Genomic DNA, 14515 nt, shown 5'->3' with positions numbered 1-14515 from the left:
AGGTAGCGTTGTTTACGAGGAAAGGTTGTGTGCGTAATGTATACAGATGATTATAAACCAACATTTCAAAGGCGAACACCGGAAGAGTATTTAGAATATATACGCCAGCAAAATCGCGGGAAGTTAAAGTTGTACGTAGGTGCTGCTCCAGGAGTAGGAAAAAGTTATAAAATGTTGTTTGATGCAAGAGAAATGAAAAAAGAGGGTATTGATATTGTAATAGGTTTAATTGAAACACATGGGAGAAAAGAAACGAAAGAAGCAATTGCTGATTTAGAAAAAATTCCTTTAAAGGAAATAAATTATAAAGGAAAAGTATTTTATGAGCTTGATGTAGAAGGGATTATAAAGAGAGCACCACAAGTAGTTGTTGTCGATGAACTAGCACACAGTAATATTCCAGGATCAAAACATAAAAAAAGATATATGGATGTAGAAGAATTGTTGGACGCTGGGATATCAGTGTTATCAGCGTTTAATATTCAGCATTTAGAAAGCGTTCATGATATTGTAGAACAAATTACAAACGTAAAAGTACGAGAGCGCATTCCTGATTTTATTTTACAAAAAGCAAATGAGATTCAACTTGTTGATGTAACACCGGAAGTGCTGCGGAAACGATTAATTGATGGAAAGATATACAAAAAAGAAAAAATTCAGCAAAGCTTACAAAATTTTTTTACGGTTAATAATTTAGGCGCCTTGCGAGAGTTATCACTTCGTGAAGTTGCAGATGATATGGATGAGAAAATTAGTCAGTCGGTGACGGAGCCAATAGGCGTAAAAGAAAAAATCCTCGTTTGTGTGCAATATAGCTCAACGGCAGAGAAATTAATCCGGCGTGGTTGGCGGATGGCAGATCGATTAAATGCTGAATTATATGTATTAAACGTTGAAAGAGAAAATATAGAATCATTATCGGCAAGCAAAAGGCAAACAATTGATGAGTGGCAGTCGTTGACGAATCAATTTCATGCTACTTTCTTATTGGAAGAAGCGAAAGGAAGAAAGCCAGCTGATGTCATTATTGAAGTTGCAAAACGATTACAGGTCACTCAAATTTTACTCGGGCAATCGGCAAGAACAAGGTGGGAGGAAATTCGAAAAGGATCTATTGTAAATGAAATTATGAGGCAAACAAAGCATATTGATATTCATATTGTTGCAGATCAGAGAGTATAAAGTGTTTCTTTGAAAGAAAGGCCTATTTATTCTATTCAGTTCCCTATAAATAGGGAACTGAATAGGATAAAGTGAAACTTCAATCAGTGGGGGTTTTCTTCACCCCCCACTGATTGTTAGTTGAACCAATCGGGCTTTTACGGGCTGTTTATCTCCCACCTAAACTTCGTCGCATTTTCTTAAGTTTTGAGGTGGGAGTATTACAGCCCGTTAATGCGGGATAAAAGGTAAATAAAATCATGAGAGGAGCATGAATATGTACCGTAAATCATGGTATCACTATCAATGGGAAAATCCAATGCATAGCAACTGGAATAACAACAATTGGATATATAATTGGAATCCTTATTATTGTAATAGGAACAATAACAACTGGAATCCTTATTACGGAAGCATCAGATTAACAGATTATGGATCAAAACCATTTGTAGTGAATATTGACCAAGCTACTAAGCAAAACAATACTTACCGCACGGCTTTATGGACAGGAAACAACTTACAAGTGACTTTGATGAGTATTAATGTTGGAGATGACATAGGTTTAGAGGTCCACCCGACAACTGATCAATTCATACGTATTGAAGAAGGTCAGGGACTTGTTCAAATGGGTGATAGCAAAGATAAATTAGATTTTCAAGAAATGGTCTATGATGATTATGCGATTATGATACCTGCTGGAAAATGGCACAATATAACCAATATGGGGAATATACCACTTAAAATTTACGCTATTTATGCACCGCCAGAGCATCCGTATGGTACAGTTCATGAAACAAAAGCAATTGCCATGTCTACTGAAGAAAACCGCTATTACTAATCAACTAACAGGTGCTAATGTTCGATAAAACGTATATTAAAACGATCAAACTTTTTATAAAAAAATTAAAATTTGCATAAGAAGAATCCATTTTGATCAACTTCTTCAAAATGGATTCTTCTTATTTACTTTAAAATAGCAGTTTGTGAGCTGTTTTTGGACACGCTCTTTTTTGCCTGTTATTTAGCCTTTTGAATTTCTGCATTTCTTACAGGATGATGAGCTAGCTTTTTCATCGCATATAAGACCACGATTAGAAAAAGAACTGCCGCTGTAAAGAAGATCCAAAAGTAATTTTGATTAAATAATAGGAAACCACCTACAATTGGTCCTGTACCCATGCCAATATAACGAATAAAGTTATAAATTCCAATGGCAGTTGCTCTTTCTTCTACAAATTCTTCTGTCAATAAAGTGGTATGTGTTGGCATGGATAACCCCATGCTAAAGCCGTATAGGGATGTGACAAGGAGAACCATGGGAATACTTAGATGGTATGTGAAAGAGAATAGAATGACGCATATGATATTGAAAAAGCTAGTAATCAGTAAAGAGTGTTTTGTAGAAAGGAATCTTTGTAAAAGCTTGTAGCAATAACTTCCTAGCATAATGAATAGGGACATTGGTACAAACACCATTCCAATTTCACCTGCGTTTAGATGGAATAGATTTGTTAATAAAGCGGGTAAAAAAACGAGAAAACAAAAATAAATACAAAACTGCATAAAGCCGATACTTGCAATAGTAAAACCAGTTCTGTTTTGTAAGATGCGCCAATAATTATTTGTTGTTTTTGCTTTGTTAGGTATAGATGGTTTCGTTTCGGGAAGCAATATAATATTGATAAGTAATAAGATTACACCAATTGTAGATAAAAAAAGAAAAATAGATATGTGACCGTTTATGCTACCGAGGTAGCCGCCCATGAGAGGAGCTACTGCAGGCGCAAGAGCAAGTAGCATTTGATAAAGGCTCATTGCTTTTCCGCGCTCTTTTCCTTCAAATAAGTCTCCAATAATAGTAGCCGCTACAACAGGAATGGCAGCAATGCCTACTGCTTGAACGGCTCTGAAACTAAGAAATACATAAATATTTGTTGTAAAAGCGCAGCCAATAGCTCCGATTGTACTAATGAATAGACTAGGAATTAAAATATATTTGCGTCCCTTTGCATCAATTAATGGCCCGTAAATAAGCTGCATTATGGCAAGGACAAAGGTGAAAAGTGAGACGGTTAAATTTACAAGATAAAGAGAGGTGTGAAAGGAATCTTGAATCATTGGTAAAACAGGTGTGTAAATATTTTGGGTAAAAGAACCTAATAAAGCGCTAATACAAACAATATACAAAATGGAGTTTAAACTTGATGAAGATAATGAATGTTTCATAATAAACCCTCCTTATTTAGTTTCTTCGGAAACTAAATAAATTGTAACATTATTTTCTTACTTGTAAAGATAAAAAAATGATTTTAAAATGGTATATAGTTAAATTGTTTCTGTGGAAACTTATAAAGTACTATGGGGGGATCTGATTTGGACCGTACATTGAGGCAAATGGAAATACTTTCGGATATTCGTACACTTGTTCATAAAAAAGAAGAGCATATGAAGGAAAATAATGAGCGGTTTCTTCGTGAGACAGGTGTAAGCGGTATGTCTCTATCAGAACTACACGTAATTCAATGCATAGGAACAAAAGGTTTAATGAATGTGACAGCGATTACGGAAGAGATGGGAATGACAAAGGGAGCCATTTCTAAAATTTGTACAAAATTGTTTAATAAACAATTTGTTGAAAAGATGAAAATGCTAGATAATCAAAAAGAAATATTTTTTCGTTTAACAGATAAAGGAAATGAAATTTATATAGCACATGAGACACTTCATCAACAAGCTGAAGAGAAGTGGCTAGTACTTTTAAATCAGTATACAGAAGAGGAATTGTCATTAATTCAAAGGTTTGTAAAGGATGTCGGAGCGCATTTAGAAAAGTAGAGGAATAATTTTTGCTCGCATTAAGCCTTCTGAATATAGTTTTTGGAAAGACTCGTATATAATAGAAAGAGATACTTAACAAGATGAATAGTTAAAGAGTCTAGATATATATAAATTCAAATTAAAAAACTAACATCAAACCATTCTTTTCAGATGGGTGAGAGCATCCGGCCATATATAGAAGCGGTCAGAGCCTTTTTTAGCCCCATACCATGTGAAAACAGAAGGAGAAAATGAGTAAAAGTCTCTTTCTGTTCTTCATAGCCATGATTTATATGTTAGAAAATCAAATTGGATTTATATATAAATGGAAATTCTAAAACTATTCTTTTAGGGTGATAGAGAAGATTCGCCGGTAGATAGAAGCGGTCAGAGCCTTTTTTGGCCCCATGCTATGTGAAACCAAAAGGAGGAAACGAGTAGGGAGTCACTTTTTGTTTTTATGGCCACGACTGATATGTTGGAAAATCAAAATAGATTTATATAAAGAGGAGAGAAAACAATGCTTGAAAATACGGGTTTAGTATTAGAAGGCGGCGGTATGCGCGGCGTATATACGGGTGGAATACTAGAGTACTTTATGGAACAGGATTTATATTTTCCATATATTATTGGTGTTTCAGCAGGAGCTTGTCATGCGGCGTCATATATTTCAAGACAGAGAAACAGAAATAAAACAGTAAACATTGATTATGCAACACATCCAAAATACTTATCTTATAGAAATTTATGGAAAAAACGACAGCTATTTGATATGGATTTTATTTTTCGTGAAATTCCAGAAAAGCACGTACCATTTGATTTTGACACATATTTTAATAGTACAGAGCGTTTTCTAGTAGGGACGACAGACTGTGAAACAGGTAAGCCAATGTATTTTGAAAAAGAAGGAACAAATGAAGAGGCATTGACTTTGTTACAAGCATCTAGCTCATTACCATTTATCGCACCAGTTGTAAATTACCGTGGTAAACAATTATTGGATGGAGGAATTTCTGATCCAATTCCAGTTCGTAAAGCACAAAAAGATGGCTATGAAAAATCAGTTGTTATTTTAACGAGAAATCACGGATATGCTAAGAAAAAATCAAAATTTGGATGGATTGCAGCGAAGGCTTATAAGAAATATCCTAATCTTGTTAATACGATGCTTTCGCGTTATGAAGTATATAATGAGACACTTCATTATATTGAGAAAGAAGAGCTAGCCGGTAATTTATTCGTCATTCGTCCAGAAGTGCCACTTCAAGTGGATCGAATGGAGAAAGATCAGCAAAAACTACAAAATTTATATGATCAAGGTTATAAAGATGCGAAGAGACAATTTGCTGATTTGCAGGCGTTTTTGCGGAGTTAATCGTTAGTGGATGGTTAAACGATACAACTATGAATAAAAACAGAATAAGAGAAAAAACACCTTGGTTCAAGAAACTTGTGAGCCAAGGTGTTTATTTTACTATTTTCGAGTATATTTCTTTTTAGTAAATGAAAATGCAAGTGTACCAATTAAGATACTACCTTTTATAATATCTTGTGCATAATAAGGAACATTCATCATTGTTAAACCATTTAATATAATTCCAATTAAGATAGAACCAAGAAATGTTCCAATTACATTTGGTTTTTTTGCGCCAAACATTGCATAGCCAATATAAGCAGCTGCAACGGCATCCATTAGCAATGGTGCGCCAGCTGAAACTTGCCCTGTTCCAATTCTGCTACTTAAAATAATCCCACCAATCGAGGCGAATAAACCGCTAATCATATAAGCATATAAACGGTAACGATCTGTAGGAATTCCAGCTAATCTAGCAGCTTCACGATTTCCACCTGTCATATAAAAGAAACGACCATACGTTGTTTTTTCTAGAAATAGATAGGAAATGAGAACTGCTATAAGCATGATAATAACAGGAACTGGGATGTTAGCAAGAGCCCCTTGACCGATAAATAGAAAGGATGGAATAAAATGTCCTGAAGCAGTTCCGTTTGCTCCAGACATTCCTTCGTAAATAGAAGATCCTTTTGAAAATGTTAAGTGTACGCCATTAACAATATACATGACACTTAGTGTAGCTAGTAAGTCAGGTAATTTAATACGAATAATAAGTAGTGCATTTAACAACCCAACTAATAGGCCACAAAGTATAGGGATAAGGAGTGTCATCCATAATTCTTGGCGATATAAAACGAGACATGCAGCAGAGGCGATTGTTGCTAGGCTAGCTGTAGAGCCAACTGACAAATCAAATCCATCAACAATTAATGTGAAGGTGACCCCAATTGCAAGTAATGTAACAATAGAAACGGAACGTAAAATGTCGCTAATATTGTTATAAGTTAAAAAAGAATCGTTTACAATTGAGAAGAAAATTGTCACCCCTATAATAATAGCAATTGTACTAAATTGATAAAAAAGATTAGTAGATAGGAATGTTTTTTTCGTTTTAGTTTCGTGAACTAGATTCAACGGAATAGCTCCCTTCAGATAAATGTAAAAGTTGTTCAGGTGAAAGTTCATGAGGAAGGTATTCACCTACAAATGCTCCATTCACTAGTATTAAAATACGATCAGCAATGTGTAATGCTTCATCCTGTTCGCCTGTAAAGTAGAGAACGGAGCTGCCATTCTCTGTAATGTGCCGAATAAATTGGAAAATGTCTTGTTTTGCAGCTACGTCGACACCTTTTGTTGGTTCATCTAAAAGAAAGAGATTGGGCTTAAAGCCCGTCCATTTCGCAATAGAAACTTTTTGCTGATTACCGCCGCTAAGTGAATGGACGGAAGCTTTTGAGTTACTTGGTGAAATGCTGAATGAATCAATAGCTGCTTCAGCACATTGGATTTCTACCTTTTTTTGTTTCCGACCTAATTGATGTAAATTCACATGTTCTATAATGTTTTCAGATAAAAATAATCCTTGTTTTCGCCTTTCTTCAGGTACAAGTGCAATCTTCGCTTGAATGGCATCGCTTGGTGTCTTAATGGTTATATTCTGGTCGTTTATCGTTGCTTGATAAGCATGACGAGCCCCAAATAATGTTTCTGCAAGTGTTGTTTTTCCGCTTCCGATTAATCCATATATAACAACTGTTTCTCCTTTTCGAATAGTAAGAGAAATAGGAGAACGATTTTTGTGTAACTGAAGATGTTGAACTTGAAATAGATCTTCTGTAGGCTGCTTTATTTGTGCATTGATTGGAATTGTAAGTTCTTTTCCTGTCATAGCTTCAACAATTTGTTGGTCAGTAATCTTTGTGATAGTTTCTGATAATGAAATGGTACCATTTCGTAATACAGTTACAACATCTGCAAATCTTCTGATTTCTGATAGACGATGAGAAATTAATATGACTCCGATTCCTTGTGATTTTAACTGTTGCAATAGATCTCCAAAGTTTTCGACTTCTTTCGGTCCAAGTGAAGACGTTGGTTCATCTAATAAGAGATAACTTGTGTTATTTGATAATGCTCTTGCAATAAGAAGTAATTGTTTTTCATGTAAAGAACACTTTGAAATATCTTCCCAAAGGTTTAAATCGATGTGCACGGCTTGCAAATATTTTTTAGCAAGCTGTGTTAGTTGTGATTTTGAGAATAGAATTTTACTATTTAGTGCTAAGTAATCGATTAGTAGATTTTCTAATACAGACAAATTTGGAATAAGTCCGTGATCTACTTCTTGTGTAACGAAAGCAATACCATGTTTTTTTGCATCTTTTGGCGAAGTGAAAGAAATGGTTTGTTCATTAATTTTTATCTTTCCGGCAACTGGACGGATTTCGCCAGTTGCTATTTTTAATAAAGTACTTTTTCCTGCACCATTCATTCCAAGTAACGCATGAATTTGTCCTTTTTGTACCTCTATGGAAACATCTTGTAGCACAGGGGTAGTTGTATAAGAATGTGTAATGTTTTGAAGTGAGAATGTCATCGTTTTTTCTCCTTCTCTAATTTGTTCATCCAAGGTGAGTACGCATCTTTTGAATTTCCCCAGCCGCTTATGTATCTAGATAAGTGTTCCATAGTGATACTTTCTGTAGGTAAACTATTTTTCTTTACAAGGTATGGGTCTAACGAGTAAATATCTGGCGTATGTTCGCCGGCAATTTTTTTATACAGGAAGCGCACTTGTACTTTACCTACTTCAGCTGGATCAGTTGCAGTTGTTGCAGCCCAAGGTGAGTTTTCTTTTTGCATTAATTGTAAATCTTCGTTGCTTAAATCAATGCCGTATACTTTTATATCAGTGCGACCAGCTTGTTCAAGTGCTTTTACAGCCCCTTTGGCAAATTCATCCCAAGAAGCAAAAATAGCATGTAAATCGCCTTTGTTAGGATATTTCTTTAATAATGCTTCTACTTGTGTTTGTGTATCTAGTGGCGTGTTATTACTAGCAGTACCGAATCGAGCCACTTCTTTTATATTTGGATAACGTTTATAAAATGCATCAATAATAACACTACGACGTTCCATTGGAGCAAAGCCGCCAACCCATACTACAGCTATATTTCCTTTGCCATTTAAATCTTCAGCTAATGTTTTTAACGACTTCCATGCGAGACTATAGTCGTCTTGATCAATAACAGTTACACCAGGTAAACGTAAATCATTATCAAATGCGACGACTGGAATATTTGCTTGTAATGCTTTTTCTACACCTGGCTTTAACGCCTCAGAGCGACCGTGGTCAATTAAGATTCCATCAACTTTCGAATTAATCGCGGTATCTAGATTCGCTGCCATTTTTGCCAGGTCATTATCGGAATTGTACACTTGTACGCTACCACCAAATTGTTCAATCTGCTTTTTTACACCTTCAATATATTGGGAGGAGAATGTCCCGATAGACATCTGCATAATTAAAGCAACTTTTAACGGTTTTTGCACTTGTTTTGGAATTTCTGTATTCGAACTACTTTGCGTTGAGGTCGTTTCTTTTTTGATGGTTTGTTGTTTCTGTGAAGAAACAGCATCTTGCTCATTTGTACAGGCTGTTAATGCGAACAAGAGAATGATTAATAATATGGAACACAATTTTTTCATAAAAAAATCCCTCCTAAATGTAAGAAGAGAGGGGAGAAGAGGAAATAAAAAACGTCTTTTCACAGAGAAAAGACGTCTTATCACGTTACTCTTATCTTTCAACACAATGTGTTGTAAGAATTAGCACCGTGCCCATTATGGGTCGGTTGCCGGGCTTCGTAGGGCTCATCCCTCCACCTGCTCTTGATAAGATATCAAATATTTAACTAGTTCGAATTATTCCACATTTATATAATGTTGTCAAACACTTTTTATAAAAAAAAGTTCCTCATTACGAGGAACTTTAATGCGGTAAGAAAATCAACTGATAAGCGAACAAAATCCCAAATACGTATACAAGAGGATGAACAGCACGGAATTGTCCTTTTGCCATTTTCATAAGTGGATATGAAATGAATCCAAGTGCAATACCTGTTGCGATACTTGATGTAAGTGGCATGCTTAAGATTACTAAGAATGCAGGGAATGCTTCGTCAAATGTATCCCAATCAATGTGACGTACAGATCCCATCATTAAGCTACCAACAATAATTAATGATGGAGATGTAATTGCTGATACGCCAGAAACAGCACCTACTAGAGGACCGAAGAATGCAGCAACTGCAAATAGTGCAGCAACTGTTATTGTTGTTAAACCAGTACGGCCACCAGCTGCAACACCAGCAGATGATTCAATATAAGCTGTTGATGGTGTTGTTCCGAACATAGATCCAATTGTTGCTGAGAAAGAATCAGATAGAAGAGCTCGTCCTGATTTCGGAAGTTTGCCATCTTTCATAAATCCACCTTGCTGCGCAACACCAAGTAGTGTACCTGTTGTATCAAATAGCGTAACAAGGAAGAAAGAGAATACAACGCCGTATAACCCGTAATTAATGACATCAGAAACTGCTGTAATTGGGTTAGAAACAATGATTCCTTCTGGTAATCCAGGCATTGATGTAATGCCGTTTGAGAATGTTAACTGTCCTGTGAAATAAGCGATAATTCCTGTTAATAACATTCCGAAGAATAATGCGCCGTTTATGTTTAAAGACATAAGAATAAGTGTGATCCCAAGGCCAGCTAAAGCTAGTAGTACTGGAGCAGAATGAAGGTCTCCAAGTCCAACTAAGTTTGAGTCATGTTTCACTACAATTCCTGTCATACGTAAACCGATAAAAGCAATAAATAAGCCAATACCAGCAGTAATTGCATGTTTTAAGTTTTCAGGAATAGCTTCCATTAATTTTGTACGGAATGATGTGAATGATAACAAAATTAAAATCATGCCTGCTACGAATACAGCAGAGAATGCAATTGTAAATGTCATACCTTCATGTGCTTTTACAACAGAGTAAGAGAAATAAGCGTTAAGTCCCATACCTGGTGCGATTGCAATTGGTAAGTTTGTAAAGATTGCCATAAATAATGTTCCGACAACAGCTGCAATAATTGTCGCTGTAAATGCTTGTTCAAATGGAACACCTGCATCGCCAAGGATGATAGGGTTTACGACAATAATATATGCCATTGTTAAGAAGGTAATTATACCTGCCATAATTTCAGTTTTTATAGAAGTTTTATGTTTTGAAAGGTTAAACATATAAACATCCTTTCTGTTTACGAATGATAATCACAACAGTTATATATAATATTCGTTTTTTAAGTGTTTTGCAAGCGTTTTGCATAAAAAGTTTATAACAATTCATATTTTATGTCTTAATTTCGAATGTTAATCAAGAAAATACTCTTATGTTTCGGTTTTTCCCTTCTTATAAGTACTTTTCATAATTGTGTACATCATAAGAAAGAGAAATGAGAAGGAGCTGAAAGATTCATGGCAGAACAAAAAAAGTTTTTAACGTTGCCACCGCAACACCAAAATAAACAGCCAGGAATAGAATCGATGATGAACCCTCTTCCGAAGTACGAGGATCCGAATTATCGTGGTAGTGAAAAGTTAAGAGGGAAAAATGTACTTATTACAGGAGGAGATAGTGGAATTGGAAGGGCAGTTGCCATTGCTTTTGCTAAAGAGGGTGCACATATTGCTATTGCTTATTTAGATGAGCATGTAGATGCAAATGAGACGACAAGACTTGTGGAAAAACAAGGTGTAAAATGCATATTATTTCCAGGTGATTTAAGTAGTGAACAACATTGTCAGAACATTGTAAAGGAAGCGGCTTCGCAGCTAGGTGGTCTGAATATTATTGTAAATAATGTTGCGCAGCAATATCCGCAGCAAAGTTTGGAATACATTACAGCAGAGCAACTTGAAAAAACATTTCGCGTTAATATTTTTTCTTATTTTCACGTTACAAAAGCCGCTCTCGCACATTTAAAGCAAGGAGATGTAATCATAAATACAGCTTCTATTGTTGCATATGAGGGAAATGAACAGCTTATTGATTATTCCGCAACAAAAGGAGCGATTGTTGCTTTTACGCGTTCTCTCGCAAAGTCTTTAGTTCAAAAAGGGATTCGCGTAAACGGAGTTGCACCAGGTCCGATTTGGACACCGCTTATTCCAGCAAGTTTCGATAAGAAAAAAGTAGCTGAATTTGGAAGTAATGTTCCAATGAAGCGACCTGGTCAACCATACGAATTAGCACCTGCATATGTATATTTAGCTTCAGGAGATTCCACATACGTATCAGGACAGATTCTTCATGTAAATGGTGGTGTAATTGTAAATGGATAAAAATAAGAGGGAGGCGCTTTGTATTTTCATTCATAAGAATAGAGCTCATAGTAAAAGCTAATTGTACCCTCATATATTATGGTCAATTTTAAAGGGGGATGCTTGGGGGGATATGAATGAAAAAGATATGTTTCGTTGTAATACTCTTTTTCTGTCTGCCAATTAGCACTTTTGCTAGTAGCGATCATTTAATACTAATTAACCTTAAAACAAATCAATTATCTTTTTTTGAAAATGGAAACTATGTAAGAACGTTTCCTGTTACAACTGGAAAGCGCCAAACTCCGACTCCTGAAGGTACGTTTTGTATCATTAATAAATATAAAAACAAAGAATATCACCGTAAGAAGATTCCAGGTGGTGCACCGAATAATCCACTTGGAACAAGGTGGCTCGGTTTAAATGAAAAAGAATATGCAATTCATGGTACAAATCGAGAAGGAACCATTGGAGGAAGGGAATCAAATGGTTGTATTCGCATGCATGATCGCGATATACAATGGTTATATGACCGGGTATCGTTACAAACAAAAGTCATTATTTCGCAGTTTTACACATCTCCAGAATATGCAGCGCATCAGCTCGGGTATCGTGTTATAAGCTGGAATGGACGAATAATAGAAGAAGAACAAATTGGAACATTGACACTTGTGGATCGCATGAATATATTTTGGCAGGAACCTAATGGTCAATTTACGGAAGTAATAACGGTATTGCCAAATGAACGATATGCTGTTTATTCCCGAGGGAAAAATGGCAGCTATTATATAGGAAATAATTTGTATATTATGGATGAAACAGGGGAGAAAATTCGTTATGAACAAGTTCCTTATTCCATTTTAAGCAATATTTATAAACGGAAATATAATGTACCATAAAAGCTATCGTAAATAGACGATAGCTTATTTACTGTATAAAGAAAAGGCGAAAGACCTTTCTTTTGGGGTGGGAGAGAGGAGAGGATCCACCGGTGGCTAGAAGCGATCAGTGCTTTTTTAGCCCCATGCCGTGTTAAAACAAAGAGAGCGAATGAGTGGAAATCTCCATTTGTTTTCATAGCCGCGATGTATAGGATGGAAATATGGCAAAGTGTAAATTAGCCTGCCCAATCGCAACTATTCTGTTCTTGTGAATATAATACAGTACAGATTGGGGGCGGGTATGTTATGAGAAAAGGGAATAGCCAATTTGCATTTAAAATCTTTTTGTTAACGAATTGTTTATTTATTATTTATCTGTACGTATCATTTATGTTTGATTTTTACATTACCTTTATTGATTTAATACTTTTAGTTGGCTTTATTTGGTCCTTTGTTGAAGCAAGGGAAGGAGAAGATGGAATATATCGCTGGGTAACATTATTTGGAAGCGTTTTTATATTGATTTTGTATATGACGCTGATGCATGATGCTTGGAAATATGGGGTTGTTATGATATAGAAGCATACCTTTAGCGGTATGCTTCTATATCTTTAGGCGTTGGAAGATAAGCGATTGTGCCATAGTTTGTACATATTATATATGAAAGAAAAATCCCCATCTCAAAAATGGATGGGGATTCATGTATTAATATTTCGGTCTAAACGTCTGGCAGCATGTTTCAACACTTGTTGTTGCAGAGCTTTCAAGTGTTTCGCCTGTTAAGGCCGAATTTGTATAAGAGTCAGTATCTGATTGATTCGTGTTTTGATCATCAGGCTGAACAAAGATTGAAGTTGCTTGACAAAAGTTACCTTGTCCCCAAAATGAACAATTGGAAACAGAGCAGCGTACTTCTGGCATAAAAATCCCCCTCCTTATACATTAGTGTGGGATTTTACACACGTTTCATGTATAGAAGGAGTTTCCTTTTCTCGTTACTTTTTGTTTTTCTTAAACCATTTTTCAAAATCTTCTTTTGACTGTTCGCCGTGAATACGACTTACTTCTTTACCATCTTTAAAATGAATAATCGTTGGTGTTCCTTTAATTTTATACTCATCCCAAGTTGGGTTGTCGTTTAAAATATCAATAACTTTCATATCAATGTTCATGTCTTTCGTCATTGGAACAACAACAGGGGTAACTTTTTCACAGTGTACACAACCTGTTTGATAGAAATAAATCGTTTGTTCTTTCTTCTCTTCATTATTCTTACGGATCTCATCAGAAGAAATTTTATTTGTATAATAACTTTTCTCTTTATTTGATTCCATTTTCGTTACAGCAAAAATAGCCGCAAATAAGACGATAATGATACCGCCAAAGATAAGCATTTTTTTCATGATTTCATCTCCTTATTTGTTTTTAATTACAATAAAGCTACAAATTGCAATTGTGATAAATCCGATAAGTGCTAAAAACGGAATTGTGACGAATCCAAACCAATTTATATATTGTCCCGTACAAGGCACGCGGCCACAAGCTGCTCCTGCTTCTGAGAATGCGGAAACTTTTTGAATCGCATAATGATAGAGCGAAATACAGGCACCGATACTTGCAATTGGTAAAGAGTATGTAGCAATGCGGTAGTCTTTTTTTACAACTGCAATGCCAAGCCATAAAACAAATGGATACATAAAAATGCGTTGATACCAACAAAGTACACAAGGCTCAAACTTCATAATTTCAGAAAAATATAAGCTTCCAAGTGTCGCAATAAAAGAAGCTCCCCAAGCAGCAAGCAATGCATATTCTTGTTTTGTTTCACGTGTCATGTTTTTTACCTCTCTTATAATAGTTACATACTAAATTATAGTATGAAGAGGACAAGAAAATAAAGAGAAAATATTTTTATCAAGGAAAGTT

General features: G+C 35.5%; 15 protein-coding genes and 1 riboswitch. Of the genes, 7 read left to right on the top strand and 8 right to left on the bottom strand.

The features are described from left to right. Window positions 1-36: 36 nt before the first annotated feature. Both kdpDN and LOK41_RS21540 read left to right on the top strand, forming a co-directional pair. A complete protein-coding gene (gene kdpDN / locus LOK41_RS21545; RefSeq protein ID WP_241818219.1) occupies window positions 37-1182 on the top strand; it encodes a KdpD-like non-kinase potassium sensor in 1146 nt (381 codons plus the stop codon). 256 nt (window positions 1183-1438) lie between these two features. Beyond that, on the top strand, window positions 1439-1999 hold the full coding sequence (locus LOK41_RS21540; RefSeq protein WP_241818218.1) for a cupin domain-containing protein: 561 nt from the start codon (window positions 1439-1441) through the stop codon (window positions 1997-1999). A gap of 179 nt (window positions 2000-2178) precedes the next feature. Here the strand turns inward: LOK41_RS21540 and LOK41_RS21535 are convergent, their stop codons facing one another. Further along, a complete protein-coding gene (locus tag LOK41_RS21535; protein WP_241818217.1) occupies window positions 2179-3387 on the bottom strand; it encodes an MFS transporter in 1209 nt (402 codons plus the stop codon). A 147-nt stretch (window positions 3388-3534) separates the two neighbouring features. Here LOK41_RS21535 and LOK41_RS21530 point away from each other — a divergent pair, with 147 nt between their 5' ends. Together LOK41_RS21530 and LOK41_RS21525 are read left to right on the top strand one after the other, a co-directional pair. Next, window positions 3535-3996 (top strand): MarR family transcriptional regulator, encoded by a 462-nt coding sequence (locus LOK41_RS21530; protein ID WP_174103012.1) that lies wholly within the window; start codon window positions 3535-3537, stop codon window positions 3994-3996. A 502-nt stretch (window positions 3997-4498) separates the two neighbouring features. Next, window positions 4499-5353: a patatin-like phospholipase family protein gene (locus tag LOK41_RS21525; protein ID WP_241818216.1), complete on the top strand. Its 855-nt coding sequence runs from the start codon at window positions 4499-4501 to the stop codon at window positions 5351-5353. 99 nt (window positions 5354-5452) lie between these two features. Here the strand turns inward: LOK41_RS21525 and LOK41_RS21520 are convergent, their stop codons facing one another. From LOK41_RS21520 to LOK41_RS21505, 4 genes are all read right to left on the bottom strand, one after another. Continuing rightward, window positions 5453-6466, bottom strand: coding sequence for an ABC transporter permease (locus LOK41_RS21520; RefSeq protein ID WP_241818215.1), 1014 nt, complete (start codon window positions 6464-6466; stop codon window positions 5453-5455). Further along, on the bottom strand, window positions 6444-7931 hold the full coding sequence (locus LOK41_RS21515; RefSeq protein WP_241818214.1) for a sugar ABC transporter ATP-binding protein: 1488 nt from the start codon (window positions 7929-7931) through the stop codon (window positions 6444-6446). The genes LOK41_RS21520 and LOK41_RS21515 overlap by 23 nt, the downstream gene beginning before the upstream one ends. After that, window positions 7928-9043, bottom strand: coding sequence for a sugar ABC transporter substrate-binding protein (locus LOK41_RS21510; RefSeq protein ID WP_241818213.1), 1116 nt, complete (start codon window positions 9041-9043; stop codon window positions 7928-7930). The genes LOK41_RS21515 and LOK41_RS21510 overlap by 4 nt, the downstream gene beginning before the upstream one ends. An 88-nt stretch (window positions 9044-9131) precedes the next feature. Next, window positions 9132-9236, bottom strand: a riboswitch (SAM riboswitch). A 90-nt stretch (window positions 9237-9326) separates the two neighbouring features. Beyond that, complete coding sequence (locus tag LOK41_RS21505; RefSeq protein ID WP_241818212.1) at window positions 9327-10628, bottom strand: NCS2 family permease; 1302 nt, start codon at window positions 10626-10628, stop codon at window positions 9327-9329. Window positions 10629-10862: 234 nt separating this feature from the next. Here LOK41_RS21505 and LOK41_RS21500 point away from each other — a divergent pair, with 234 nt between their 5' ends. The 3 genes from LOK41_RS21500 to LOK41_RS21490 all read left to right on the top strand — a co-directional run bounded on the left by LOK41_RS21500 (window position 10863) and on the right by LOK41_RS21490 (window position 13168). Beyond that, the gene (locus LOK41_RS21500) at window positions 10863-11729 is read left to right on the top strand and encodes an SDR family oxidoreductase (protein WP_241818211.1); all 867 of its coding nucleotides are present in this window, start codon (window positions 10863-10865) and stop codon (window positions 11727-11729) included. A gap of 116 nt (window positions 11730-11845) precedes the next feature. Continuing rightward, complete coding sequence (locus LOK41_RS21495) at window positions 11846-12607, top strand: L,D-transpeptidase (RefSeq protein ID WP_241818210.1); 762 nt, start codon at window positions 11846-11848, stop codon at window positions 12605-12607. 288 nt (window positions 12608-12895) lie between these two features. Next, window positions 12896-13168 carry a hypothetical protein gene (locus LOK41_RS21490; RefSeq protein ID WP_174103004.1) on the top strand — a complete coding sequence of 91 codons (273 nt, stop codon included), beginning with the start codon at window positions 12896-12898 and terminating at the stop codon, window positions 13166-13168. A gap of 126 nt (window positions 13169-13294) precedes the next feature. Here LOK41_RS21490 and LOK41_RS21485 read toward each other — a convergent pair whose 3' ends face one another. The 3 genes from LOK41_RS21485 to LOK41_RS21475 all read right to left on the bottom strand — a co-directional run bounded on the left by LOK41_RS21485 (window position 13295) and on the right by LOK41_RS21475 (window position 14424). Next, window positions 13295-13510 (bottom strand): DUF1540 domain-containing protein, encoded by a 216-nt coding sequence (locus tag LOK41_RS21485; protein ID WP_241818209.1) that lies wholly within the window; start codon window positions 13508-13510, stop codon window positions 13295-13297. 74 nt (window positions 13511-13584) lie between these two features. Then, window positions 13585-13992 carry a thioredoxin family protein gene (locus tag LOK41_RS21480; RefSeq protein ID WP_241818208.1) on the bottom strand — a complete coding sequence of 136 codons (408 nt, stop codon included), beginning with the start codon at window positions 13990-13992 and terminating at the stop codon, window positions 13585-13587. A gap of 12 nt (window positions 13993-14004) precedes the next feature. Continuing rightward, window positions 14005-14424 (bottom strand): disulfide formation protein C, encoded by a 420-nt coding sequence (locus LOK41_RS21475; protein WP_241818207.1) that lies wholly within the window; start codon window positions 14422-14424, stop codon window positions 14005-14007. Window positions 14425-14515 lie beyond the last annotated feature (91 nt).

The organism is Bacillus sp. TL12 (assembly GCF_022625245.1).
GTDB lineage: Bacteria > Bacillota > Bacilli > Bacillales > Bacillaceae_G > Bacillus_A.
The sequence above is the reverse complement of the archived record's forward strand: the minus strand, read 5'-3'. Positions and strand labels throughout refer to the sequence as shown.